This is a genomic window from Streptomyces sp. NBC_01384 (assembly GCF_045040035.1).
Lineage (GTDB): Bacteria > Actinomycetota > Actinomycetes > Streptomycetales > Streptomycetaceae > Streptomyces.
Genome location: NZ_CP109559.1, coordinates 4,714,870 through 4,736,382, shown reverse-complemented (window position 1 = coordinate 4,736,382; position 21,513 = coordinate 4,714,870). Strand labels below are relative to the sequence as shown.

The 21,513-nt window shown below is 70.8% G+C and carries 20 protein-coding genes and 2 pseudogenes; 16 read left to right on the top strand and 6 right to left on the bottom strand.

Annotation, left to right across the window (positions count from 1 at the left end; all coding sequences use genetic code 11):
- The first annotated feature begins 3 nt into the window (after positions 1 to 3).
- The 3 genes and pseudogenes from OG747_RS21650 (at position 4) to OG747_RS21640 (ending at position 1,718) form a co-directional block, all read left to right on the top strand.
- Complete coding sequence (locus tag OG747_RS21650) at positions 4 to 819, top strand: aldo/keto reductase (protein WP_405880988.1); 816 nt, start codon at positions 4 to 6, stop codon at positions 817 to 819.
- A 364-nt stretch (positions 820 to 1,183) separates the two neighbouring features.
- Positions 1,184 to 1,453: pseudogene (locus OG747_RS21645) on the top strand (carboxyl transferase domain-containing protein); the annotation flags it as partial.
- Positions 1,454 to 1,487: 34 nt separating this feature from the next.
- Entirely contained in the window at positions 1,488 to 1,718 is a 231-nt protein-coding gene (locus tag OG747_RS21640; protein ID WP_405880987.1) for an acyl-CoA carboxylase subunit epsilon, read from the top strand.
- A gap of 486 nt (positions 1,719 to 2,204) precedes the next feature.
- On the opposite strand, the gene OG747_RS21635 is transcribed toward OG747_RS21640, so the two are convergent.
- Both OG747_RS21635 and OG747_RS21630 read right to left on the bottom strand, forming a co-directional pair.
- A complete protein-coding gene (locus OG747_RS21635) occupies positions 2,205 to 2,510 on the bottom strand; it encodes an antibiotic biosynthesis monooxygenase family protein (RefSeq protein WP_405880986.1) in 306 nt (101 codons plus the stop codon).
- 230 nt (positions 2,511 to 2,740) lie between these two features.
- Positions 2,741 to 3,205, bottom strand: coding sequence for a winged helix-turn-helix transcriptional regulator (locus OG747_RS21630; RefSeq protein WP_405880985.1), 465 nt, complete (start codon positions 3,203 to 3,205; stop codon positions 2,741 to 2,743).
- 137 nt (positions 3,206 to 3,342) lie between these two features.
- On the opposite strand from OG747_RS21630, the gene OG747_RS21625 reads away from it, so the two are divergent.
- The 3 genes and pseudogenes from OG747_RS21625 to OG747_RS21615 all read left to right on the top strand — a co-directional run.
- On the top strand, positions 3,343 to 4,836 hold the full coding sequence (locus OG747_RS21625; RefSeq protein WP_405880984.1) for an MFS transporter: 1,494 nt from the start codon (positions 3,343 to 3,345) through the stop codon (positions 4,834 to 4,836).
- 90 nt (positions 4,837 to 4,926) lie between these two features.
- Complete coding sequence (locus OG747_RS21620; RefSeq protein WP_405880983.1) at positions 4,927 to 5,322, top strand: pyridoxamine 5'-phosphate oxidase family protein; 396 nt, start codon at positions 4,927 to 4,929, stop codon at positions 5,320 to 5,322.
- A 362-nt stretch (positions 5,323 to 5,684) separates the two neighbouring features.
- A pseudogene (locus tag OG747_RS21615) lies at positions 5,685 to 6,125 on the top strand (FAD-dependent monooxygenase); the annotation flags it as partial.
- Between the two features lie 63 nt (positions 6,126 to 6,188).
- Here the strand turns inward: OG747_RS21615 and OG747_RS21610 are convergent.
- Positions 6,189 to 6,779 carry a TIGR03086 family metal-binding protein gene (locus tag OG747_RS21610; protein ID WP_405880981.1) on the bottom strand — a complete coding sequence of 197 codons (591 nt, stop codon included), beginning with the start codon at positions 6,777 to 6,779 and terminating at the stop codon, positions 6,189 to 6,191.
- 133 nt (positions 6,780 to 6,912) lie between these two features.
- On the opposite strand from OG747_RS21610, the gene OG747_RS21605 reads away from it, so the two are divergent.
- On the top strand, positions 6,913 to 8,025 hold the full coding sequence (locus tag OG747_RS21605; protein ID WP_405880980.1) for a helix-turn-helix transcriptional regulator: 1,113 nt from the start codon (positions 6,913 to 6,915) through the stop codon (positions 8,023 to 8,025).
- A 99-nt stretch (positions 8,026 to 8,124) separates the two neighbouring features.
- Positions 8,125 to 8,967, top strand: coding sequence for an NAD(P)H-binding protein (locus tag OG747_RS21600; protein ID WP_405880979.1), 843 nt, complete (start codon positions 8,125 to 8,127; stop codon positions 8,965 to 8,967).
- Between the two features lie 198 nt (positions 8,968 to 9,165).
- Here OG747_RS21600 and OG747_RS21595 read toward each other — a convergent pair whose 3' ends face one another.
- On the bottom strand, positions 9,166 to 9,819 hold the full coding sequence (locus OG747_RS21595) for an FMN-dependent NADH-azoreductase (RefSeq protein ID WP_405880978.1): 654 nt from the start codon (positions 9,817 to 9,819) through the stop codon (positions 9,166 to 9,168).
- Positions 9,820 to 9,924: 105 nt separating this feature from the next.
- Here OG747_RS21595 and OG747_RS21590 point away from each other — a divergent pair, with 105 nt between their 5' ends.
- From OG747_RS21590 to OG747_RS21575, 4 genes are all read left to right on the top strand, one after another.
- The gene (locus tag OG747_RS21590; RefSeq protein WP_405880977.1) at positions 9,925 to 10,296 is read left to right on the top strand and encodes a winged helix-turn-helix transcriptional regulator; all 372 of its coding nucleotides are present in this window, start codon (positions 9,925 to 9,927) and stop codon (positions 10,294 to 10,296) included.
- Positions 10,297 to 10,458: 162 nt separating this feature from the next.
- Positions 10,459 to 11,889: a DUF2252 domain-containing protein gene (locus tag OG747_RS21585; protein ID WP_405880976.1), complete on the top strand. Its 1,431-nt coding sequence runs from the start codon at positions 10,459 to 10,461 to the stop codon at positions 11,887 to 11,889.
- Positions 11,890 to 12,234: 345 nt separating this feature from the next.
- On the top strand, positions 12,235 to 13,065 hold the full coding sequence (locus tag OG747_RS21580) for a hypothetical protein (RefSeq protein ID WP_405885623.1): 831 nt from the start codon (positions 12,235 to 12,237) through the stop codon (positions 13,063 to 13,065).
- Positions 13,066 to 13,180: 115 nt separating this feature from the next.
- On the top strand, positions 13,181 to 13,510 hold the full coding sequence (locus OG747_RS21575; protein WP_405885622.1) for a rhodanese-like domain-containing protein: 330 nt from the start codon (positions 13,181 to 13,183) through the stop codon (positions 13,508 to 13,510).
- Positions 13,511 to 13,556: 46 nt separating this feature from the next.
- On the opposite strand, the gene OG747_RS21570 is transcribed toward OG747_RS21575, so the two are convergent.
- The gene (locus OG747_RS21570) at positions 13,557 to 14,690 is read right to left on the bottom strand and encodes an acyl-CoA dehydrogenase family protein (protein WP_405880975.1); all 1,134 of its coding nucleotides are present in this window, start codon (positions 14,688 to 14,690) and stop codon (positions 13,557 to 13,559) included.
- 370 nt (positions 14,691 to 15,060) lie between these two features.
- On the opposite strand from OG747_RS21570, the gene OG747_RS21565 reads away from it, so the two are divergent.
- The 3 genes from OG747_RS21565 to OG747_RS21555 all read left to right on the top strand — a co-directional run bounded on the left by OG747_RS21565 (position 15,061) and on the right by OG747_RS21555 (position 18,106).
- Entirely contained in the window at positions 15,061 to 15,957 is an 897-nt protein-coding gene (locus tag OG747_RS21565) for a DUF5819 family protein (protein ID WP_405880974.1), read from the top strand.
- Positions 15,954 to 17,270 (top strand): HTTM domain-containing protein, encoded by a 1,317-nt coding sequence (locus OG747_RS21560; protein WP_405880973.1) that lies wholly within the window; start codon positions 15,954 to 15,956, stop codon positions 17,268 to 17,270. The genes OG747_RS21565 and OG747_RS21560 overlap by 4 nt, the downstream gene beginning before the upstream one ends.
- Before the next feature lie 113 nt (positions 17,271 to 17,383).
- Positions 17,384 to 18,106 (top strand): TrmH family RNA methyltransferase, encoded by a 723-nt coding sequence (locus OG747_RS21555; protein ID WP_405880972.1) that lies wholly within the window; start codon positions 17,384 to 17,386, stop codon positions 18,104 to 18,106.
- A 20-nt stretch (positions 18,107 to 18,126) separates the two neighbouring features.
- Here OG747_RS21555 and paaN read toward each other — a convergent pair whose 3' ends face one another.
- The gene (gene paaN / locus OG747_RS21550) at positions 18,127 to 19,827 is read right to left on the bottom strand and encodes a phenylacetic acid degradation protein PaaN (protein ID WP_405880971.1); all 1,701 of its coding nucleotides are present in this window, start codon (positions 19,825 to 19,827) and stop codon (positions 18,127 to 18,129) included.
- A 148-nt stretch (positions 19,828 to 19,975) separates the two neighbouring features.
- Here paaN and OG747_RS21545 point away from each other — a divergent pair, with 148 nt between their 5' ends.
- Positions 19,976 to 21,490, top strand: a complete 1,515-nt coding sequence (locus OG747_RS21545) for a 3-hydroxyacyl-CoA dehydrogenase (protein WP_405880970.1) — start codon at positions 19,976 to 19,978, stop codon at positions 21,488 to 21,490.
- Positions 21,491 to 21,513: the final 23 nt, after the last annotated feature.

Genomic DNA, 21,513 nt, shown 5'->3' with positions numbered 1-21,513 from the left:
TTCGTGCCGTTTCACGGCCCCGTCCTCCAACAGGGCCCACCCGGTGGATCGGTCAGGCTGGCGGGCAAGAACGTCTCCCGTCTTGGCCTGGGTACGATGCGCCTGGCCGGCCCGGGCAACTGGGGAGCGCCCCCGAACGCCCCCGAAGCCGTCCGACTCCTGCGCTCAGCTGTCGGTGACAACGGCGTGACGCATATCGACACCGCCGACTCGTACGGCCCGCACACGGTCGAAGAGCTGATCCGTCGGGCGCTGCACCCGTACGGGGACGATCTGCTCGTGGCCACGAAGGTCGGACTGGTCCGTCCCGGCCCCGGTGTGTACGAGCCGCTGTGTCGCCCGGCGTACCTGCGCCATGCCGTCGAGGCGTCATTGCGCCGACTGGGGTGCGAGCGCCTGTCCCTCTGCTACCTGCACCGCGTGGACGCGACCGTGCCTCTCTCCGACCAGCTGGGCACCCTTGCCGACCTGCGGCACGAGGGGAAAATCGCCCACATCGGACTGTCCCGCGTCACCGTCGACGAGATCGATCGAGCACGCGGCGTTGCCCCGATCGCCGCGGTCCAGAACCCGATGAACTCGGCGCAGGGCCACGATCCGGCCCTGAACCACTGTCGCTCCCTTGGTATCCCTTACGTCGCCTATCGCCCGCTGGGGAAGGGGCGGCTCATCGAGGACGGTCTGCTCCCCGTCCTCAGTCGGCTGCTGAACCTCGGCCCCCACGTCGCCCTCGTCCCCGGCACGACGCGCGTCGACCACCTCCGGCAACTGGTGGAGGCGGCACGGGCGGCAGAGCCCGAGTCCGAGTCCCTGGCGTGAAGCGCGGACGGTGACCGTGCCTGATCATCAGCCGGAGTTCAGCGCGGCAGGGGCGGTCGTTGCGCGTTGCACCTTGGCGTCGTGGGGCTCGGCGAGGCCCGCGTCGGTGACGTAGAGGCGGTTGCCGCGCACCGCGGCGGAGGGTGGGTGAGACGAGGCCGTCCGCCGCGGTCAGGACGGTCTTGGTGGTGCCGCCGGGGGTGATCCGGGTCCGGCCGCCGAGATCCTCGACGCGGTCGGTGACGGAGCGCGGGGCTTCCGCGGGGGGCCGGCAGCGGGGCCATGGCCGTCGTCGGTCACCTTCGCGTCCGACCGCCCGGTGGCCGGGGGCCGCTGCCTGCCGGAGGCGCAGACCCGCTGGTGTGAGATCGCGGTCATGGGTGCGGAGGGGGCCGCCAACGTGGTCTTCCGGCGGGAGACCACGGCCGCGGACGACCCCGACGCGATGCGTCTAGAGAAAATCGACCAGTACAAGAAGGAGCTGGTCCACCCTTACTACGCCGCCGAACGCGGGCTGGTCGACGACGTCATCGACCCGCGCGAGACCCGGGCGGCCTTGGCCCGGTCGCTCGCCATGCTCGCCGCCAAGCACGCCGAGCTGCCACGCCGCAAGCACGGCAACCCGCCCCAGTGAGTGAGTAAGTGAGTGAGTAAGTGAGGGAGGAAGCATGACCGCACAGCACAACGACCCCACGGCCGGTCCGTCTTTCCGGATCGAGCGCGGCTGCCCCACTCCGGAGGAGCTCGCCGCGCTGACCGCGGTGTTGATGGCCGTCACCGCGGGCCCCGGTGTCGCACCGGACGACACGGCCCGCAAGTACCAGGTCGTCGCCCTGTGGCGCCGCCCCGAACGCATCACCAGCTACGACGGCCCCCGCACCTGGCGAGCGGTGGCCTGAGTCCGCCACCAGCACAAAGGCCCGAAGGGGCCGGAGAGCCGACCAGACTCTCCGGCCCCTTCGCTGTATTCCCTACGGTTTCAAGAGCGCCCCGTGAGGGGCGCGGGGAACCGTGCGACAAGCCAACGACGACCCGCAGCCCGAAGACGACCGCAGTCCCCTCACCTCCTCAGAGCTCCAGATCCCCGTGCCGGGCAGGATCCCGAAAAGCCGCTGCCAGGTAGGGGATTCCCGGCGGCCGGCCAGCGGGGATGGGAACGCGCCCGTGCGTCCGCGTCCGTGCGCGATCTGTCGCGCGTGGTTCTGTCGCGCGTGGTTCTGCCGTGTGTGGTTCTGCTGTGGGTGGTTCTGCCGTACGGGCGGGGCTGCCGCGTGTTCAGGGCCGCCGAGAGTTCAGGGCCGCCGTGCGGTGTTTCACGTGAAACAACGTTCAGACCCGGCGGCGAGCCGCCCGCCGCCCGACCGGTCGGCCCACCGCCGGGTGGCTCACTCGCCCGCGGAGCGGGTGTGCACGACCTGGTAGGTGTTCTCGTCCTGCCAGGTCTGCAGCGCGGCGACGCGGGCATCGACCTTCTGGCGCTCCGGGGAGCGCTCCGCCGCGGGCGCGGGACGGAAGGCGTCGTACGCCTCCTTGCCGTCCCACTGGGAGGAGACGACGACGAACTTGCCCTCCAGGCCTCGGGCGCGCAGGCCGCGCAGGACCGTGTGGGTGCGGTAGCCGGGGGCGTCGACCAGCCACGTCCGGGACTCGCCCAGGGCGTCGATCAGGTCCTCCTGGTCGTCCGGCAGCACACCGAACAGCTCGATGGCCGTGTAGTCGTCGCGGTCCGGGGAGATCTCCGTGACTCCGCCGAGTTCCGGCTTCTGCTGCGTGAACGCGATCTCGTGCTCGGCGAGGTCGTCGGTCTCGGCGAGCCCTCCGAGGCCGGACAGGAGGACCCGCTGATCTTCTTCCAGGGCTCCATGCGGACACCGGCATGGACTTAGCGGACACCGGCATGGACTTGAGGGACCTACCGAACTCAGTGGTGGCGGCCCGCGGCCTGCTCCTCCGCCTCGTCGAACTGCTGCCGCGCCTGCTCCACCAGCGGCAGGTGGTCGGTGGACCAGTCGAAGAGCGAGGCGAACAGCGGGGCCAGGGTCCGTCCCAGGTCGCTGATCTCGTACTCCACCCGGGGCGGCACCTCCGGGTAGTACGTGCGGATCACCAGTCCGTCGCGCTCCAGCTGGCGCAGCCGCTGGGTCAGCACCTTCGGAGTGATGGTGCCGATGTTGCGGTGCAGCTCCACGAAGCGCTGGGTGCCGAACGCGTTGAGCGTCCACAGGATCGGCGTGGTCCAGCGGCTGAACACGATGTCGAGGACCGGGGCGATCGGGCACTTCTGCGGGGTGCCGGCGCCGGCCGCGTGCGCGGCTTCGGGGCTGGTCACGGCGGGCGTACCGCCCTTTGTGGACCGGGTGCCGCTCGTGGGCGCAGTGCTCGTCATACCGACCATCACCTTCCGGGAAGTCACTTTCCTCTAGGTACCTACTTTACCCAGGATGCTAGCTTCCGAGGAGCCGGCAAAGCCAGTACCTCCCTGTACGTCCCCGTCCGAGAATCCTCATGCTCCTAGGGAGTGACATGTCCATCCAAGAGTCCACCCACAGCCCCGCCACGGCGGCGGGCGAGTCCGGACCGGTCCGCCGCCCCGGCCTCATCCTGGCCTTCCTCTGCCTCGCCGGCTTCATGACCTTCCTCGACGTGTCGATCGTGAACGTCGCCCTGCCGACCATCGAGGACGAGCTCAACATCTCCGCGACCGCCCTGCAGTACGTGGTCACCACCTACGGCATGCTCCTCGGCGGCTTCCTGCTGCTGACCGGCCGGCTCGCCGACACCCTCGGCCGCCGCCGGATGCTGCAGACCGGTCTGCTCCTGTTCGCCGGTGCCTCGCTGCTCGCCGGGGTCTCGCAGAACGCCGCGATGCTGATCGGCGCCCGCGGTGCCCAGGGCCTGGGGGCCGCGTTCATCGCCACCGCCGCGCTGAGCCTGCTGACCAACAACTTCGAAGAGGGCCCGGCCCGCAACAAGGCGCTCGGTGCCTGGGGCGCCCTCAGCGGTCTCGCCGCCGTCGCCGGTGTCACCCTCGGCGGTCTGCTCACCGATGGGCCCGGCTGGCGCTGGATCTTCTTCATCAACGTCCCGATCGGCATCATCGGCGCCCTCATCGCCCCGATGGTCGTCGGTGAGAGCCGCTCCGCCCGGCGCAGCAAGTCCTTCGACGTCGCCGGTGCGGTCACCCTCACCGCCGGCCTGGTCCTGCTGATCTTCACCCTCGGTCAGACCGTCTCCGACTCCAACGTCCCCACCGGCCGGGTCGTCGGCGGGTTCATCCTCTCCGCGGTCCTGCTCGTCTCCTTCCTCGTCATCGAGCGCCGCGCCAAGGAGCCGCTGATGCCGCTCGGCATCTTCCGCCGCCCCTCGCTGCGCGCCGCCAACGGCATCGCCATCCTGCTGCTCGGCACCTGCGTCACCCTGTTCTTCTTCGCCAGCCTCTTCATGCAGCAGGTCCTGGACTACTCCGCCGTCAAGACCGGCTTCGCGTACGTGCCGCTCGCGGTGCTCACCGCCGTCGGCGCGGGCGTGGCCTCCCAGGTCGTCACCAAGGTCGCCGCCAAGCCCGTGCTGCTGGTCGGCCTCGCGCTCGCCGCGACCGGCATGATGCTGCTGTGGCGTGCCCCGTCCGACGCCTCGTACCTGACGGACGTGCTGCCCGCCTTCGTCCTGATGGGCCTCGGTCTCGGGATGTCCTTCGTCCCGCTGCAGGTCTCCGCGTTCGCGGGGATCGAGGAGCGCGAGTCGGGTCTGGCCGCCGGTCTCATCAACACCGCCCAGGAAGTCGGCGGCGCGCTCGGCCTGGCCGTCGCGGCGACCTACGCCTTCCGCCGCGTCGACGAGCTGACCGCCAAGGCCCACGGTGTTCCCGCCCTGGTCCAGGAGGCCCGTACGACCGTCTTCCACGACGCGTTCCTCGTCGGTGCCTGCTTCGCCGCGGCCGCCTTCGTGGTGACCCTGGTGCTGCTGCCGCTCACCAAGTCCTCCGAGCAGTCCGCGGCCGTCCCCGCGCACGCCTGACGCGCCCGACGGACGACCTGACGCGCCGACGGACGACCTGACACGTCCGACGGACGACCTCACACGCCTGACGGAAGAACGGACCCGGCCATGCCCAAGCACCTGCCCCTGTCCGCCGCGGCGGAGGAATTCCTCGCCGAGAACGCCCTGTGCACCCTGACCACCCTGCGCCCGGACGGTACGCCGCACGTCGCGCCCGTCCGCTTCACCTGGGACGGTGAGGCGGGCCTGGCCCGGGTGATGACCACGGTGCACCGCCGCAAGTCCCGCAACCTGTTAGCCAGGGCCGGTGGCCGGGCCGCCGTGTGCCAGCTCGTGGGACCGCGCTGGATCACCCTGGAAGGCCCGGCCACCGTCTCCACCGACCCGCCCCGGGTGGTGGAGGGGATGCGCCGCTATGCCAAGCGGTACTGGTCCCAGCCGCCGCAGCCGCCGGGCCTGGCGGTCATCGAGATCGCGGTGGACCGGGTGATGGGCCTGTACTGAACTCCCGGAGCACATGCGAGGCGAGAGGGTGCCAAGCCCGCGAGAGGGTGCTGGAAGACACTTCCGGCACCCTCTCGCATGCTGCCGCTGTACCAGCCGCGTACTGACGCAGTACTGGCCGACCGGTACTGCCCAGTAGCTGCAAGGTCTCTGACGAACTTGTCAGAGCCCTGCATCGGCGGCCATTCAGCTTCCCGGGAGCCCTCGGAATACTGCAGAAAACACCAGGGGGAGAGGGAATATGGACGCTTTCAATGCCGATGTGATCGTTGCCGGAGCAGGACCCTCGGGCCTCATGCTCGCGGGGGAACTAACGCCTCTCGGGTCTCTCGGTCATCGTGCTCGACCGGCTGGAACAGCCGATGCTGCAGTCCCGTGCCCCGGGATTCTCCGCCCGTACGATCGAGGAATTCGGCCGGCGCGGACTTCTCGAGGATTTCGGCCCGCTGGAGACCATACCCGGCGGCCATTTCGGTGGACTCCCCATCGACTACCGCATTGTCGAGGGCGGTAATTTCGGTGTCCGCGGCGTTCCGCAGTCGCGCACCGAGCCCATCATCGACAAGTGGGCCGTGGGGCTGGGCGCCGAAGTCCGCCGGGGCCACGAGCTCATCGGCGTGACGCAGGACGAGGACGGGGACGAGGACGGGGTCCAGGTCGAGGTCGCCGGCCCCGAAGGCGTCGAGACGCTGCGCGCCGCGTACGTCGTCGGCTGTGACGGCGCCCGCTCCACCGTCCGTCACCTGGCCGGGATCGACTTCCCCGGTGTCAGCGCCTCCATCGAGATGAAGATGGCCGACGTCGTCGGCGCCCAGCTGCGGCTGCGCTCCACCGGTGAGGTCGGCGAGGTCGGCATCCGTTGCCGCTCAGGGGCGACGGCCGTACCAACCCACGAGCTTGTCGATGTCGGGAGCGTCCTCGTGCACCTCCACCACCGGTCCGAACGGCACCTGGCCGCCGCGGGGTTCCGCGGGCACGGCCCGGTGCATGCTGGCCAGCGGCGCGGCGAGCATCTCCGGGTCCCACTCGGGGGTCTGGCCGGTGGCCTTGGCCAGGTCCCAGGCGTGCAGTACGAACTCGTTGGTGTAGATCACCGAGGCGATCACGCCGGGAACCGGACCCCAGGGCAGGCCGATCTGGCGGCCCAGCACGGCCGGGTCCGACCAGACGGTGTCGAACTCCTTCGTCGCCGCCTCCCAGGCCTTGGCCCAGTCGCCGTCGGCGACGTCCTCGGCGAAGTGCGGAACGCTCATGAAGGAGCCGCCCGCGCCGATGACGGCGACCCGGCGCAGCACGGACACCACGTGGTTGGCCATGTCACGGACCGAGTAGTCGGGACACGGGGTGACGGTGTCGTACTGCTCGGGGCGCAGCGCGGCGAGCGTACGTCCGGTGAGCTCGACGGCCTTGAACAGGCCGCCGCGGGGGTCGGTGGGGGTTTTCGTGGTCTCAGTCATGTCGTGAGTCATGACCTCATCGTCGACGTCAAACGGGTCATCTTGTGGCCTATTACTGAAAACCCGTCAGATCTGGCTGAAAATATGTTTATTGGCTTAAAGCATCTCAAAAGTCCGGAGGGGGCTGGTTGTCGTGAAGGCCGACCGTCTGGTGGCGACCCTGCTGCTGCTCCAGGCGCGCGGGCGGGTGACCGTGCGCGAGGTGGCCAAGGAGCTGGAGGTGTCCGAACGCACCGCGCGCCGTGACCTGGAGGCCCTCACCACCGCCGGTGTCCCCGTCTACTCGCAGCGCGGCCGGGGCGGCGGCTGGAGCCTGGTCGGTGGCGCCCGTACCGACCTGACCGGTTTCACCTCGCGGGAGATCGGGGCGTTGTTCCTGGCTGCGGGGCCGCTGTCGGCCTCGCCCGAACTGCGCGCCGCGCTGAGGAAGTTGATGCGGGCGGTGCCCGCGCCCATGCGGCCGCACGCCGAAGCGGCCTCCAAGGCCATCCTCATCGACGGCGTCGACTGGTCGCGCACGGCGGGCGGCAGCGGCCCCCACCAGCACGCCCTGGAGCGCGCGGTGCTGGACGGCGAACAGATCCGGCTCGGATACACGCCCCCCGGCCGGGCGCCCGGCGAGCGCACGGTGCACCCGCTCGGCCTGGTGTCGAAGGCCGGCCGCTGGTACCTGGTGGCCGGGACCGAGGAGGAGGAAGAGGGAGGGGGAGGGGGAGGGCAAGGGGAAAAGCGGGGGGAAAGGCAAGGGGAAAGGGAGGGCCTGCGCACCTTCCGGCTCAGCCGGGTCACCTCCGTGGAGCGGACGGGTGAGCCGGTTCGCCGCCCGGAGGGGTTCGACCTCGCCTCGGCCTGGCGGGAGTTGGCCGCCGAGGTGGAGCAGCGCCTGTCCGCGGCGACCGTACGGGCCCGGGCCGACCGGGACGCCCTGCCGGTGCTGCGGCAACTGCTCGGCGGGCGGCTGCGCACCGGCGAGGTCCAGTGCGACGGGCGGGTCGAGTTCACGGCCGACGGCCCGTCGGTGGAGATCCTCGCCGCGCAACTCGCGGGCCTCGGCGGCCGGATCGAGGTGCTCGACCCTCCGGAAGCGCGGGAGTCGCTCGTACGGCTGGGTGAGTCGTTGACCGCGGTGTACGGCGCGAGCGGGGAGGAGCGCACTCCGGGGAGCCGCCTGGATAGCCACTTTCCTCTAGGTACCTACTATGCGGAGGATGCTAGCGTCCCTGTCATGGCCGCCACCCACGGATGACGGACCGATGACCCCCACTGTTGACCCCATCGATGACCACCACCAAGACCAGCAACTGATGACTACTGACTACGGATTAACGCACTAGGGAGCTGTTCCATGATTGTCGTCACCGGAGCCACCGGAAATGTCGGGCGTCCGCTGATCGAGGCGCTCGCCGAGGCGGGGGAGCAGGTCGTCGCGGTCTCGCGCCGCCCGCTGCCCTCCCCCGCGGACGGTGTCGGCCACGCCCAGGCCGACCTCGGCAGCGCCGAGAGCATGCGGCCGGTCCTCGAAGGCGCCGACGCCTTCTTCATCCTGCTGGCCGGCGAACTGCTCGGTTACGGCGAGGCCGCGACCGACCTGCTGGCCGCCGCCAAGGACGCCGGGGTCAAGCGGGTCGTCCTGCTCTCCTCGCAGATCAACGCCACCCGCCCCGACTCCGCCTCGCACGGCCGGCTGCGCGAGTTCGAGGAGGCAGTGCGCGGCTCCGGCCTGGACTTCACGATCCTGCGGGCGGGCGGTTTCGCCTCCAACGCCTTCGCCTGGGCCGAGTCGGTCCGCGCCGACCGTACGGTCTTCGCCCCGTTCGGCGATGTGGCACTGCCGGTCATCGACCCCGCGGACATCGCCGCGGTCGCGGCGGTCGTGCTGCGCGAGGACGGTCACGCCGGCCGTACGTACGAGCTGACCGGCCCGGAAGCGGTCAGCCCGCGCGTGCAGGCCGAGGTGATCGCCGGGGCCATCGGTGAGGAAGTGACCTTCGTGGAACTGACCCGCGAGGCCGCCCAGGCCCACATGGCGCAGTTCATGCCCGAGGACGTCATCGCAGGCACCCTGGACATCCTCGGCACCCCGCTCCCCGCCGAACAGCGGGTCAGCCCCGACGTGGAGAAGGTCTTCGGCCGCCCCGCCACCCCCTTCTCCGGTTGGGTCACCCGAAGCCTCCCGGCCTTCAAGTAGCCGCCCACACCGGGAGCACCCCCGTCCCCTCTCCCTCTCCCTCCCCCGGCCCAGACGACACGACAGCCCCGCAGGTTCGTGGCCTGCGGGGCTGTCGCTCCGTACGGGGCGCGCCGGGGTGCACTGGTGAGTGCTGGGGTATACGGGTGCGGTGCTTACCCGGCCGTACCTGGCCGTACCCGGCTGTTCCCGGAGGGGTTACGCGGCGAAGCGCTCGGCGAACTCCTTGGCCTTCGTGACCGCCTCGTCGACGGCCTGGGCGCGGGAGGCCTCGTACATGGGGATCAGGTCGGCCATCGCCGGGTTGTGCGGTGCCATCGTGAGCTCCGGGACGATGAAGTGGACGTCCAGGGCGAGGGTGTCGCGGAGGATGGCCTCCAGGTAGTTCTGGACGTACTCGTAGCCCTCGCGCGGGGTGCCCGGCGCGTAGGAGCCGCCGCGGCTGGCGACGACCGTGACCGGGGTGCCCGCGACCTTCGAGTCCTCGCTCATGGCGGTGCGGCCGATGAGGATCACCTGGTCCAGCCACGCCTTGAGGGTCGAGGGGATCGTGAAGTTGTACATGGGCGCGCCGATCAGGATCGCGTCCGCCTGCTCCAGCTCCTCTATGAACTTGACGCGCTCGGCGAAGGCCGCGGCCTGCTCCGGGGTGTGCGCGTCCGCGGGGGCGAAACCGGCCGTGTGGGCGTCGGCCGTGATGTGCGGCACCGGGTTCACGGCGAGGTCGCGGTAGACCACGGTGCCCTGCGGGTGCTGCTCCTCCCAGGTCTTGCGGAAGGCGTCCGTCACGGTGCGGGAGGCGGAGGCGGCGCCCGGGAACACGGACGAGTCGATGTGGAGGAGGGTGGCCATGGAGATCTCCAAGGAGAGAGTGAACGAACTTTTCGTACTGGACTAGAAATAACACAGCTACTTACTTTTTTTCATCCCCCTACGAGAACGCAGTACCCTGGACCCATGCCAGAGCCGGGGACTCACGACGCGGGGCCGTGCCAGAAGGTCGACGAGGACATGACCCGCGTCTTCCAGCTGCTCGGAAAGCGCTGGACGGGCCTGATCGTGGCCGTGCTGCTGCAGCACCCCGCGCACTTCGCCGATCTGCGCAGGGCGATCCCCGGCATCAGCGAACGGATGCTCTCCGACCGCCTCACGGAACTCGGCGCGGCGGGCCTGGTCGTGCGCGAGGTCGACGAAGGCCCCCCGCTGCGGGTCTCGTACGGCCTGACGGAAGCGGGCGCCGCACTGGAACCCGCGCTCCACGAGCTCGGAACGTGGGCGGAGAAGTACCTGCCGGGGAGCCCGCTGTGCCCGGAGGAACTCCGGAAGTGACTCGGGAGTGCCCCGGAGTGACCCGGTAGTGCCCCGGAGGCGGTAGGCGAGCTGTGGAGTTTTCCACAGGCGCGGAGTTGTCCACAGGGTCTGACGCGTTTCGGCCACCGCCTGTACGGTCATCACGAGTTGATGTTCGTGCGCACGGGGGAGGCAGTCGGAATGACGGAGCTCGGTACAGGGGATCAGGGACAGCAGACGCCCAGGGTCTCCGGGGTCTTCGCGGTGCGGGGGTTCGCGGGCCGGCCCGTACAGGGGTCACCCAAGGAAGAGGGCAAGGCACTGCGCAGGCAGGTGCCGCGCGGCGCGCACGCCGAGCTGAGCTTCGACACCGACCGGCCGGACGCGGTGAGCGCGGTCGAGGAGTCCAACCGCGGCAGGATTTCGGAGCTCACTCCGATACGGGTCGGGAGGATGGCCGCCACCCCCTTCGCCTTCCTGCGCGGTTCGGCCGGCCTCATGGCGTACGACCTCGCCCGCACCCCCATGACCGGCATCGCCGCCCAGATCTGCGGCGACGCCCACGCGGCGAACTTCGGCCTGTACGGCGACGCGCGCGGCGGCCTGGTCATCGATCTGAACGACTTCGACGAGACGGTGCACGGCCCCTGGGAGTGGGACCTCAAGCGCCTCGCCACCTCGCTCGTCCTCGCGGCCCGGGAGGCCGGCGCGGACGAGGACACCTGCCGCAAGGCGGCCCGCGACACGGTCGGTGCGTACCGACGCACGATGCGCCTGCTCGCGAAGCTCCCGGTGCTGGACGCGTGGAACGCCATCGCGGACGAGGAACTCGTCTCGCACACCGACGCTCACGACCTGCTCGGCACGCTGGAGCGGGTCATGGAGAAGGCGCGGGCCAACACCAGCGGGCGGTTCGCCGCCAAGTCGACCCGGCAGGTGGAGGGCGACGGCCGCCGCTTCGTGGACGCGCCGCCGGTGCTGCGCCGCGTACCCGACGCGGAGGCGGCGGCGGTAGCGGCCTCGCTGGAGCACTATCTGACCACTGTCTCGGAGGACCGCCTCCCCCTCCTCGCCCGTTACGCGGTGCATGACGTCGCCTTCCGCGTCGTCGGCACGGGCAGCGTCGGCACCCGCTCCTATGTCGTGCTGCTCCTGGACCACCGCGGCGAACCCCTCGTCCTCCAGGTGAAGGAGGCGCGGGCCTCGGCGCTGCTCCCGCACCTGGCGACGGCCGGCCATGCGATACCCGACGTGCCGCACGAGGGCCGCCGTGTCGTCCTCGGCCAGAAGCGCATGCAAGTCGTCAGCGACATCCTGCTGGGCTGGACCACGGTCGAGGGCCGCCCCTTCCAGGTACGCCAGTTCCGCAACCGCAAGGGCAGCGTCGACCCCGCCGCCCTCGCCGCCGACCAGGTCGACGACTACGCCCGCATGACCGGAGCCCTCCTCGCCCGCGCCCACACCCACAGCGTCGACCCCCGCCTGATTGCCGGCTACTGCGGAAAGAGCGAGGAACTCGACGAGGCCATCGCCACCTTCGCGGTCGCCTACGCGAACCGCACGGAAGCGGACCACGCGGAACTGGTGACGGCGGTCAGGGAGGGACGGGTGGCTGCGGAGTTGGGGGTTTGAGCTGCTGCCGCTGGAGTGCGCTCGAGCATGTTCTGGTGAGCGGGAGTGAGTGCCGGTGGTCTGTGTCGTGCCTAGCGCCAGGCGGGAACTGACGTTCTTGTGTCGAATGGGTGACCTTTGCGAGGGGTGCTCGTTGGATGCGGTGACAGGGATCCTTGGAGTGGGGCCGGGCGGGGGTGGAGGGGTGGGCGGGCAGTATCGCCAAGGTGTCGCACGACCAGTGGGCCAGTCGGTGGTTCTGGGTGAGCGCCGCGAGTCGTGGCCTAGGCTGGTCGGGTGACGACCCCGGAAGCCGAGCACAGCCAGTCCGACCGTACCCAGGCCGAGGATGCCCGACCCCAAGGGGTGGGGGATGTCCCTTCCCAGGGCGAGCATGCCCCGGAGGCGGTGCCCGAGGCGCAGGCACGACCCGAGGAGCGGTTGGAGCGGGCCGTGCGGGCGGCCGAGCAGGCGTTGATCGAGTTCGAGATCGCCGTGGAGACCTTCCGCGTCGAGGTCGAGAACTTCTCGCGCCTGCACCACCAGAAGCTCGGCCCGATGTACTCCCGGCTCGACGAGCTGGACGCGCAGATCGCCGAGGCGCAGGCCGCGCGCACCGGTGACCCGGAGGACCTGCGCAAGGCGGACGAGGCGCGGGCGCGGGTCATGCCCATGCCCGGGGTCGAGGAGCTGTTCCACGGCTGGATGGACTCGGAGGGCCTGTTCCCGGAGGCCGTGGCGATGCTGACGGATCAGCCCGTGCGCCCCCCGCAGCGCGTGCGCCCCAGCGACGAGGCCCGCAAGCTCTACCGCGAGCTGGCCCGCAAGGCCCACCCCGACCTGGCCCAGGACGAGAACGAGCGCAGGCGGCGCGACGAGTTCATCGCCCGGGTCAACGCCGCGTACGCCCGGGGCGACGAGGCGCTGCTCAGGGAGCTCTCCGAGGAGTGGGCCGCCGGCCCCGTGCCCGAGGAGTGGAAGCCGAGCCGCAGCGAGGAGCTCTATGCCCGCCTCGAATGGCTCTCCCAGCGCAAGGAACTGCTCACCCTGGTCGCCCGGGAACTCGAGGAGAGCGCCATCGGCGCCATGCTCAAGCTGGCCCCGGACGACCCCGACCAGCTCCTCGAACAGATCGCGGAACAGCTGCTGGCCCAGGTCGGCGAGCGCGAGCAGGAGCTGGCCCGACTGGTCGGCTAGGTCTTCCCTCCCCCCCGGCCAGGTCTTCCCTCCCCGGCCAGGTCTTCCCTCCCCCCGGCTGGGTCGGGTCGTCGGCCCGGTCGGGTAGCGTCGGGGTATGAGTTTTGGATCTGGTGTGCCCACGGTCGAGGTCGGGGATCTCGCGGACGGAGACTTCCTGCTGGACGTCCGGGAGGACGACGAGTGGCAGGCAGGCCATGCCGAAGGGGCGCTGCACATCCCCATCAGTGAGTTCGTCGCGCGCTACGGCGAGCTGACGGAGGCGGCTCCGCAGGACGGCAGGGTTCATGTGATCTGCCGCTCCGGTGGCCGTTCCGCCCAGGTCACGCAGTACCTGGTCCAGCAGGGCATCGACGCCGTGAACGTCGACGGCGGCATGCAGATCTGGGCCGCCACCGGCCGCCCGGTCGTGGACGACAAGGGCGCCCCCGGCTTCGTTCTGTAGGCGCCCGGCACCCAGCACCTGGGCACCTGGCACCCGGCACCGGCGTTCAGCCCAGTGGATACGCCGCGAGCAGATCCCCCAGCGCCTCCTCATGTGCCGCCGCCGGTCCGAGCGACAGCTCCAGCTGCTTGGCCCAGGCGTGGTAACGGTGCAGGGGATAGTCGACGTCGGCACCGAATCCCCCGTGCAGATGCTGCGCGGTCTGCACGACCCGCCGTACCCCTTCCGACGCCCAGATCTTGGCGACGGCCACATCCCCGGACGCGGGCAGCGCACCCCCCGTGCCCGTACTGATCCGCCACGCGGCCTGCCACAGCGTCGCCTCCATCGCGCGCAGGTCGATGTACCGGTCGGCCGCCTGTACGGCGACGGCCTGGAACGTGGCGACCGGGAATCCGAACTGCTCCCGCTTGCCGGTGTACGCGCTCGTCATGCCGAGCACTCGCTCACCGAGCCCGAGCGCCAGCGCGCACGTCCCGGTGGCCAACAGCTCCCGGAGCCGTTCCCACGCCCCGTCCGCGTCGATGACATCCCGGGCGGCGATCCGCGCGGACTCCAGGCGCAGCTCGCCGAGCCGCTCCCCGGTCGTGGAGATCTGCTCACCGAGGACGACGCCCTCGTGCATCCGGGGCACCAGCGCGAGAACGGTCCGGTCGTCACCCGTGTGCGCCGGTACGACGGTGAAGTCGGCGTTCTGTGCCCACGGAACGGCCGTCTGCACCCCGTCCAGCACCCACGCGTCACCGTCCTGCCGTGCGGTCACGGCGAGTTCGGCCGGGTCGTGCCCGGTCCGGCCGTTGGCGGCGACGGTCAGTACGACCTCACCCCGGCCCGCCCGCGCGAGCAGTTCCGCCTTCGACTCCTCCCCGCCGTACATCTGTATGACCAGCGCCGCCGCAGTGTTCTCCAGCAGCGGCACCCGTGCGAGCACCTTCGCCGCCTCGCGGAGCACCAGACACAACGCGATCGCGTCGAGGCCCGCCCCGCCGTACGCGGAGTCCAGCAACAGGCTCAACAGGTCCGCGTCCGCGAGCCTCGCCCACAGCGCCCGGTCGAAGTCTTCGGCGACGGCGCCCGTGGTGAGCGCGGGGCTGGGCACCCCGTCCGGCGCGACCCCGCCGAACACCGCCCTCGCCGCCTCGGCCGCCGCCTGCTGCTCCTCGGTGAAGGTGAAGTCCACGGTCCTGTCCTCCCACGCACCGGCCCACCGACCAGGCGGGACACCTGATCTGACGGAGCGTCAAGATAGAACAGGTTCTACAAGAAGGGAACGGCCGGCCATGCTCGACTGTCGAAGCCTCTCCCCTTATCTACCGAACGTTCGGTTTGCTCGTTTCCATGGCGGGACGGGCGCCGTAAGGTGTCAATCGCTCAATCGCTGTGGATAACCTCGGGGCCGCCGCTGGGCTCGCTGTGCCTTTTGGGGCTGTGCCGGGCGGTCCGGCCTGAGTACCGTTCCCGTGCGCACGCCGCGGTGTGGTGCGCGCCGGTGCCACGGTGTCGCGCGGCCCGGCGGCGGGAATCGGACGGGGATCGGGAATCGGGGCGGAATGGACGCGTACGACGAGGGCTCGAACGCCCGGCACCGGCCGGACGCACCCGACGGCTCCCCGCCAGAGGGCCCCGCCTCCACGGGTTCCGCCCCCGACAGCTCCCCCTCCACCGACCGGGAACCCCCTGGTCAGGAGCCCGCCGCCCAAGACTTCTCGGGTCACGAACCTCCCGTCCAGGAGCCTGCCGTTCAGGAACCCGCACCCGAGACACCCACCCCCACCCCCACACCCACCGGCATCGCCGCCCTCCCCCTCCGCTACCAGATCGCCGCCGCCCTCGCCCTCGCGGTCGTCGCGGTCACCGCCTGTGTGCACCTCGGCATGGTGTTCCTGCACGTCGCGCCCTCGAACACGGTCACCAAGCAGCACGGCCGGGCGATCGACGAGTGGATCTACCCGGAGTTCGAACAGAACTGGAAGCTCTTCGCGCCCAACCCGCTGCAGCAGAACATCGACGTCCAGGTCCGTGCCCAGGTCCGCACCGCGGACGACGGCATCAGCGAAACCGGCTGGTACGACCTGTCCGCGCTCGACGGCGCGGCGATCGACGGCAATCTGCTGCCGAGCCACACCCAGCAGAACGAGTTGCGCCGGGCCTGGGACTTCTACATCGGCACGCACGACAACGAGAACCGCCCGGCGGGCCTGCGCGGCGACCTCTCCGAACGCTATCTGCGCCGCATCGTCGTGCTGCGCCTCGAACGCGAGCGGGCGGGCGGCGGGGGCGCCGTCGTCGAACGCGTCCAGGTCCGCTCCCGCACCACCGACGTACAGCCCCCCAAGTGGAGCGAGGAGCAGGTGTCCGACAAGCCCGTCCTGCGTGAGCTGCCCTGGTGGACCGTCCCCGAGGAAGACGTGACGAACGCGCGGACGACGGAGGCGAGCGCCCGATGAACCGCTTCGCGCTGTCGATCTCGCGCGGCATCGCCCAGGTCACCGACGCCGCCCTCGGCCCGTACCAGGCGGCCGTGATCCGCATCGGCTTCTCCGCCACCTGGCTGCTGTTCCTGCTGCGCGAGTTCCCGCACCGCCAGGAGTTGTACGGCCCCGACGGACCGTGGAGCTGGGACCTCGCCCAGCGGCTCATCGGGGACAACCACGCCTTCACGGTCCTGATGTGGTCCGACAGCCAGGTGTGGTTCGAGACCGTCTACGCCCTCGCCGTCCTGTCCAGCGCCCTGCTGCTGGTGGGCTGGCGGACCCGCACGATGTCCGTGCTCTTCATGGTCGGCGTGCTCTCGCTGCAGAACCGCAGCATCTTCATGGGCGACGGCGGCGACAACGTCATCCACCTGATGGCGATCTACCTGGTGTTCACGCGCTGCGGACAGGTGTGGTCGCTGGACGCCCGGCGGGCCCGGCATACCCGGCTCGCCCGAGAGGCACGCGCGCGTGGAGACCTTCCCCGGGCCGAGGGCTCACGGGCCGAGGACTTCCGGGCCGAGGACTCCCGCGTCGAGGACTCCCGCGTCGAGGGCTTCCGGTCCGAGGGCCTGGACCGGGTCGGTCTCGCCCTGTGGGGAGGCCTCGGCCTGCTGCTGGCCGCGGTGACGTTCACGGGGCGGCTCGGCTCCGGCTGGCTGGTGGTCTTCTGGGGGATGTGGGCGGTGCAGGCGCTGTGGTGGGCCGTCGGCCGCCACGCGCGCACCGCGGCCCCGCGGATCCTGCTGGACGTCATCGCCAACGCCGTGCACAACGCGGCCCTGCTGGTGATCATGGCCGAGGCATGTCTGATCTACGCGACCGCCGGCTGGTACAAGATCCAGGGTTCGCGCTGGCAGGACGGCACGGCCGTCTACTACCCGCTCCACCTGGACTACTTCTCGCCCTGGCCCGCCCTCTCCAACCTGCTGGCCGCGCACGGCACGATGGTGATGCTGGTGACCTACGGGACGGTCATCGTGCAGGTCGCGTTCCCCTTCACCCTGTTCAACCGGCGGGTCAAGAACGTCCTGCTGGCTGCCATGATGACCGAGCACGCCGTGATCGCCGTGGTCCTCGGGCTGCCGTTCTTCTCGCTGGCGATGATCGCCGCCGACGCGGTGTTCCTGCCGACGTCCTTCCTGCGGCGCCTCGGCGGATGGGCGGCACGCGCGCGTGGGCGGCTGTTTCGGGGCGGCGTCCGCAAGCTGCCGGGCCAGCGCGTCGCACGGGGCCCGCGCACCCCGGAGCCCGTCGAGGACCCGCCCGTAGGCTTCACCACATGAAGGACCCCGCAAGCGACCGTACGGACCGTCCACAAGACTGCCCACAAGACCGCCCACAAGACCGCCCACAAGACCGTCCACAGGACTCGGTGTGCGACCGCCCGCAGGCCCCTGTGAGCGCCTGGCACCGCCTCGCCGACACCTCCGTCCTGCTCGACGGCTTCCACGCCCTCAAGCACGCGGTGCGCTTCCGCGCCGAGGTCCTGGTGGCGGTCGCCGTCGACCGGCAGGCGGCGCTCGCCCTCGCCGACGAGCTGGCTCCGGATGTACGGGACACCCTGGACGGCCTCCTGGTGGAGGTCCCGGAGGCCACCTACCGGTCCCTCGTCGCGCGTCCGCACCCCACCGCGGTGGCCGCTTTGGCGGTACGTCCTTCCCGTGACGCCAATCTGCGGGCGCTGGCCCGCACCCCCCGCACCGCGCCCGTGGTCGTCCTCGACCACCCGCGCAACCTCGGGAACGCCGGGGCCGTGATCCGTCTCGCGGCCGGTTTCGGCGCGACCGGTGTCGTGACGACGGGCACCCTCGACCCCTGGCATCCCACGGTGGTGCGCGGTGGGGCGGGTCTGCACTTCGCGACCGCGGTGGAGCGGCTGACGGTGGCCGAGCTGCCGTCCGGGCCGGTGTTCGCCCTCGACCCGGAGGGCGAGGACATCCGGGGGCTGAAGCTCCCGGACGACGCCGTGCTCGCCTTCGGCTCCGAGCGCAGTGGCCTTTCCCCCGAGCTACGCGCGCGTGCCGACCACTTGGTGTCCCTTCCTATGCGCCCCCAGGTCTCCAGTTACAACCTGGCGACGAGCGTGGCCATGACTTTGTTCCACTGGAGCGCCGCGTAAGGGGCGCCCCCGGCGGACACCTAACGCCGAACCTCCACCACCCGGAACCGATTGGCCACGAACGCGCCGTCGCACAGGGCGGCGTTGGCGGCCGGGTTGCCACCCGACCCGTGGAAGTCCGAGAACGCCGCCGTCTGATTGACGTACACCCCGCCCGTCAGATTCAGCGACAGCTGGGCACACTCCTCCAGGCAGGCCTCCTGTACGGCCTGCTCGACGACCTCGTCGGTGGTGTACGCCCCGACGGTCATCGCCCCCTTGTCCCGGACGGTCCGCCGCAGCAGCTCCACCGCGTCCGCCGCCGAGTCGACCGCGACCGCGAAGGAGACCGGCCCGAAGCACTCGCTCATGTAAGCGGCCTCGTCGTCCGCCCCCTCCCAGTACTTCCGCGCCCCGTCGAGCTTCACGATCACCGGCGTGCGGACCACGGCGTCCGGGAACTCCGAGTTGCTGATCTCCCGTGAGGCGAGCGCGACCTCGCCGAGCCCCGCCGCGGCCTCGAGCCGGGCCTTCACGTCAGGGTTCACGATGGCGCCCAGCAGCCCATTGGCCCGCGCGTCGTCCCCGAGGAGTCCGTCGACCGACCTGGCGAGGTCGGCGACCACCTCGTCGTACGACTTGGGGCCCTCCTCCGTACGGATGCCGTCGCGCGGGATGAGGAGGTTCTGCGGGGTCGTGCACATCTGGCCGCTGTACAGGGACAAGGAGAAGGCCAGGTTGGACAGCATCCCCTTGTAGTCGTCGGTCGACTCCACGATCACCGTGTTGACGCCGGCCTTCTCCGTGTAGACCTGCGCCTGGCGGGCGTGGGTCTCCAGCCAGTCGCCGAACGCCGTCGAGCCGGTGTAGTCGATGATCCGGATCTCGGGGCGCACGGCGAGGGTCTTGGCGATGCCCTCTCCGGCGCGTTCGGCGGCCAGCGCCACCAGGTTCGGGTCGAAGCCCGCCGCGGTGAGCACCTGGCGCGCGACCTGCACGGTGAGCGCGAGCGGCAGCACCGCGCGCGGGTGGGGCTTGACGAGCACAGCGTTGCCGGTGGCCAGGGAGGCGAACAGGCCCGGATAGCCGTTCCACGTCGGGAAGGTGTTGCAGCCGATCACCAGCGCGGTGCCGCGCGGCACCGGCGTGAACCGCTTGGTCATCGCGAGCGGGTCGCGCTTGCCCTGGGGCTTGGTCCACTCCGCGGTGTCCGGGGTGCGGACCTGCTCCGCGTACGCGTACGCCACCGCCTCCAGGCCGCGGTCCTGCGCGTGCGGGCCGCCCGCCTGGAACGCCATCATGAAGGCCTGGCCGCTGGTGTGCATGACCGCGTGCGCGAACTCGTGCGTGCGGTCGGCGATCCGCTTGAGGATCTCCAGACAGACCACGGCGCGGGTTTCCGCGCCCGCGTCCCGCCAGGCCCGCTGTCCGGCCCGCATGGCGGGCAGCAGCACGTCGACGTCCGCGTGCGGGTAGGTGACGCCCAGCTCGATGCCGTACGGGGAGACCTCGCCGCCCACCCAGTCGTCGGTGCCGGGCTGGCCGAGGTCGAGGCGGCTGCCGAGGAGGGCGTCGAAGGCGGCCTTGCCCTCGGCCATGCTCAGACTGCCGTTCTCCCCGTATGCCTTCGGGTGCTCGGGGTGCGGGGACCAGTACGCGCGCGTACGGATCGCTTCCAGCGCCTGGTCGAGGGTGGGCCGGTGCTGGGCGATCAGCTCGTGTGCGGTCGGTTCGGCGGCCATCAGGGACCATCTCCTCGTCTCAAGAACTCTTCTTCGAGCTCATGACCTGGGCAGAAACAGCCGGACAGAGTTAGAGTAACCGAACGATCGGTCGGGACAAGGGGGTCCGCCGCATCTGTGGAAAACCCCGTGCGGGAGGATCGCGCACATGACAGCACTCGACCTCAGCAGCCCCGTGGCCGTCGTCGGCACCGGCACCATGGGCCAGGGCATCGCCCAGGTCGCGCTGGTCGCGGGCCACCCCGTGCGGCTCTACGACACGATTCCCGGGCGTGCCGACGCGGCGGCCGAAGCGATCGGCGTCCGCCTCGACCGGCTTGTCGAGAAGGACCGGCTCACCGGCGCCGACCGAGACGCCGCCCGCGCCCGGCTGCACCCCGCGCAGAGCCTCGCCGAGCTGGCGGACTGCGCGCTCGTCGTCGAGGCCGTGCTCGAACAACTCGAGGTGAAACAGCAGCTGTTCCGCGAACTCGAGGACATCGTCGAGCACGACTGTCTGCTCGCCACCAACACCTCCTCCCTGTCCGTCACGGCCATCGGCGGCGCCCTGCGCAACCCCGGCCGCCTGGTCGGACTGCACTTCTTCAACCCCGCGCCGCTGCTGCCGCTGGTGGAAGTCGTCTCCGGGTACGCGAGCGACTTCTCGTCGGCCACGCGCGCGTACGAGACGGCACGCGCCTGGGGGAAGACCCCCGTCGCCTGCGCCGACACCCCCGGATTCATCGTCAACCGCATCGCCCGGCCCTTCTACGCCGAGGCCTTCGCGGTGTACGAGGCGCAGGCCGCCGACCCCGCCACCATCGACGCGGTCCTGCGCGAGTCCGGCGGCTTCCGGATGGGCGCCTTCGAGCTGACCGACCTGATCGGCCAGGACGTCAACGAGTCCGTCACGCACTCCGTGTGGCAGTCCTTCTTCCAGGACGTGCGCTTCACGCCCTCGCTCGCCCAGCGGCGGCTCGTCGAGTCCGGCCGGCTCGGCCGCAAGACGGGGCACGGCTGGTACGACCACGGGGCCGACGCCGAGCGCCCCGAACCGCATACCGCGGAGTCGGCCCAGGCGCCCGCGTACGTCGTCGCCGAGGGCGATCTGGGCCCGGCCTCCGAACTGCTCGCGCTGATCCGCGAGGCGGGCATCCAGGTCCGTGAGGACGAGGAGGACCACGGGACCCGCCTGGTGCTGCCCAGCGGCGGGCAGCTGGTCCTCGCCGACGGTCAGACCTCGGTCGAGTTCCGCGACGTCGTCTACTTCGACCTGGCGCTCGACTACCGCAGGGCGACCCGGATCGCCCTGTCGGCCTCTCAGGACACCGCCCCCCAGACCCTCTCCGAGGCCGTCGGCCTCTTCCAGGCGCTCGGCAAGAGCGTCAGCGTCATCGGTGACGTCCCCGGCATGATCGTCGCCCGGACCGTGGCCCGGATCGTCGACCTGGCGCACGACGCCGTCGCCAAGGGAGTCGCCACCGAGGAGGACATCGACACCGCGATGCGACTCGGCGTCAACTACCCCCTGGGCCCCTTCGAATGGTGCCGCAGACTCGGCCGCAGCTGGGCGTGCTCCCTCCTGGACGACCTGCACCAGCGTGACCCCTCCGGACGCTACGCACCCTCCCTCGCGCTCTACCGCCACGCCTACGCCACCGAGAAGCGGGAGGGCACCTCATGACCACCGAGCCGCGGGAGGGAACC